Origin of the sequence: Microcoleus sp. S28C3 (assembly GCF_036700785.1) — a bacterium.
GTDB classification, from domain to species: Bacteria; Cyanobacteriota; Cyanobacteriia; order Cyanobacteriales; family Microcoleaceae; genus Microcoleus; species Microcoleus asticus.
In genome coordinates this window covers 1-2,861 of sequence record NZ_JAUBPO010000248.1, presented here as the reverse complement: position 1 = coordinate 2,861, position 2,861 = coordinate 1, and the positions used below count along the sequence as shown (strand labels likewise).

The 2,861-nt window shown below is 44.4% G+C and carries 3 protein-coding genes; all 3 read right to left on the bottom strand.

Going from position 1 to position 2,861, the window contains the following annotated elements; all coding sequences use genetic code 11:
• Window positions 1-212: 212 nt before the first annotated feature.
• The 3 genes from QUA13_RS32140 to QUA13_RS32130 all read right to left on the bottom strand — a co-directional run bounded on the left by QUA13_RS32140 (window position 213) and on the right by QUA13_RS32130 (window position 2,489).
• On the bottom strand, window positions 213-980 hold the full coding sequence (locus QUA13_RS32140; protein ID WP_333205106.1) for a DUF1350 family protein: 768 nt from the start codon (window positions 978-980) through the stop codon (window positions 213-215).
• A gap of 152 nt (window positions 981-1,132) precedes the next feature.
• A complete protein-coding gene (locus QUA13_RS32135; protein ID WP_333205104.1) occupies window positions 1,133-1,441 on the bottom strand; it encodes a hypothetical protein in 309 nt (102 codons plus the stop codon).
• Window positions 1,442-1,457: 16 nt separating this feature from the next.
• Window positions 1,458-2,489 (bottom strand): glycosyltransferase family 2 protein, encoded by a 1,032-nt coding sequence (locus tag QUA13_RS32130; RefSeq protein ID WP_333205102.1) that lies wholly within the window; start codon window positions 2,487-2,489, stop codon window positions 1,458-1,460.
• Between the last annotated feature and the right edge of the window lie 372 nt (window positions 2,490-2,861).

Here is a 2,861-nt window from a genome sequence, read left to right as displayed (position 1 = left end):
TGCTTGCTCCTATCTCCTTACTCATCAATAAACATATTTTACCTTCCTTGGTAATTTCTTTCTCAGAAATCACCTTATATGCTGTCCATCATCCCAACCCCGCTCAGGAGTTGGCTTTCTGGAAAGTTAGCTGTAACTTTATGCTCTGTGTCTGAATCACCAGGTCCCAGATTTATCCGTGGGCTCAATTCCACAATCTCAAATTTCAAATCTCAAACGCGGGACGTAGGATTAAGCCACAGCAGAATTGTCCGTTTTAATTCATTTAATTCCCGATACACTTCTTGTTTGACCCATTGACCGATCGCGTCGAAGGGCGTAAAAATTTGACCCACAGGCCAGCTAACATCTTGCCCCAAGGGTGTTTGATGGTTGCCGGCCAGGGTCTGAACTGTAATCATGTCGGGAAATCGTGCTTTTAGCAATTTTGTCAAAAGCAGGGTTTGGTCGATGTTGTCGCCGTTAAATTTGACTAAAAGATTGCGCCGGATTTGATAGCTATCTTGGACGAGGCGATTGGTATCTTGCGGGGAAGGGGTAAACTCCACTTTAAAGACGGGGGAAATTTGCTCGACGATCGGGATTGCTTCGGATGCCGCATAATTGTTGAAAGAGATCAGAATATTGCCTGCCCTTTCTATGTCAAACACAGAACCGATCAGCAAGTGCAGTTTACATCCCATACTGTGCCCCATGCCGTAAACGGGGAGATAGGAAGATTTGAGCAATTTAGTGGCGCGCAGGCGATCGAGGGCATTTTCAAATTTGTTGAGGACATCGCGGGCGATCGCAATATGATCCAAAGTATTGACAAACGGCGTTGCTACTACAAGATATCCTTGGTTCCCCAAAGCCTCTAACAGCCAGCGATAGGTAAGTTGCGGTGCTGTCGCCACAAATGCACCGCCGAGAAAATGCACGATCGCGATCGGTTTAGACGGAATTAATACCCAGTTGCCAGAAATTTCTTGCCAGTCCATAAATTCAATCTAATTCACAGTAAAAAGGCGATCGTCATCTGAAGGTAAAAGGCAGAATATTTTCTCAATATTCGCTTTTATTTTCTGCCTCAAAAAAGGGTTTGCTACCCATTTTTTCATTCAAAAAACTTTGCTTTTTACTTATACATTATTTAGTGTAACTGTTTTGGGAGCCAATAGCACGGCGGGCGATCGCTGCTATTTACGCCATCTACAGGGTTGAAGCTTGCGACCGAATAAATCAAGGCTGACATCCGATCGCGACTTTCAAAAATTTTTATATTTTCTCCCATCGCACGGCTGCAAGCCATTGTCGTTGGTATTGGGGGTAATTGCTCCGACAGGATATTAACAGTCAAAGACGCCTCAAAACCCCAAGAGCGCGTATTAACCAGCCCCTGCGCGATCGGCTTCGATTCGGCTTTATTGGCATCACCTAATTTCTTGACTAAAACCTGCATACAAATATGAGTTTCTTTAGGAAAGCTCCCCGATTTTAGATGATTGCTGGCGGTTTAATTCTGCCGAATGACTGATTCCCTCTGCCGTTTGATGACTCAACTTATCGTGAGCCTTCATCCATTTCCACTTGTTCAAAGTAGCTTGAGGATCGATTGCTGTGCTAGCGATGCCGTAAACAAGAGTCGGCAAAACCTCCCGATTTAACCAACTTTGTCCCAGCTTTCTCATGTAGTGGAGTGCCAAAACTTCTCGGAATTTGTTAAGCCTTTTCAAAAGTGGCAAATTCTTAAAGCATACCTGTTCGTATTCGTTGAGCGATAACTCTTTTTCTCCCCGCAAGCGCCGCAGTTGGTTCTCTTTGACACAATCAGAAGCTATGCGCTTTTTCAGCCAGTGCTTATCTGTGAGAGAGTTCCCTCTAATTCTATAATTTCCCAAAGGTTCTGTCGCCGCTAGCAAGCCATACTTTTGAGCAATTTTGGTAAATAACTCTGTATCTTCTCCTACCTGCCAATCTTCTGCAAAGCCGCCTTCTTCGAGAAGAATGGAGCGATAGACTACAACAGAAGACGGGAAAACCCAAGGGCTTTCTCCTGTCTCCTTAATCGCCTGCATTTCTGCTTTAGTTGTAGGATAGGTGGGAATGTAACTCAACTTGTTGCCGCGCTTGTCTAAATACCGCAAAGCGTGAGCCACAGCTTTGACTTCGGGATTGTCTGCGAGCATCTTCAAACAAAATTCTAGCTTGTTGGGTTCCCAGGTATCGTCGCTGTCGAGAAATGCTACATATTCGCCTGTGGCGCGATACATCATTAAATTTCTAGACTTAGAAACCCCGTAGTTTTGGGGATTCCGGAAGTATTGAATTCTCGAATCTTGTTCTGCCAGTTTAGCGGCAACTTTGTCAGTAGCGTCAGTAGAGAAGTCATCAACAATTAAAATTTCTAGATTCTTGTGGGTACCCTTGAGTACGGAGGCAACTGTCTCGGCCAGAGTGTCGGCAGCATTGAATGCAGGAATTATTACACTGACTTTTTCGCTGTTCATAACTTGAATCACTGGTGGTTTGGTAGTTGTTCGCCGAAGTATCGTCTGGAAGCAGACACTCTGACTCCTTTACGTGCAAGTACCTGTAGTCCCGAAACTTGCCTACATACTGACAATATAACAGGCTTGCCGACCTCAGTGTTATGTACCATAAGGGGGGGACACCTCTTAGGAGCCGGAGTGCAGACTATTTGGCGGATAAATTTTTTGATACACAGGCGTGGGCTGCAAGGGATTGAGGGTTTTGTCGGGGGGTTGGAATTTTAATAAATTCGATCGGATATTTTTGATTTAATACAATACTTCGGACAGTTTTATATATTATCGAGTGTCCGAAACCCAGACTGGCTATATGGTGGACTATTATTTCAA

Bases quoted from the DNA above. Each gene is read 5' to 3' on its own strand.
- QUA13_RS32140 (WP_333205106.1), bottom strand. From the start codon at position 980: ATGGACTGGCAAGAAATTTCTGGCAACTGGGTATTAATTCCGTCTAAA.
- QUA13_RS32130 (WP_333205102.1), bottom strand. From the start codon at position 2,489: ATGAACAGCGAAAAAGTCAGTGTAATAATTCCTGCATTCAATGCTGCC.
- QUA13_RS32135 (WP_333205104.1), bottom strand. From the start codon at position 1,441: ATGCAGGTTTTAGTCAAGAAATTAGGTGATGCCAATAAAGCCGAATCG.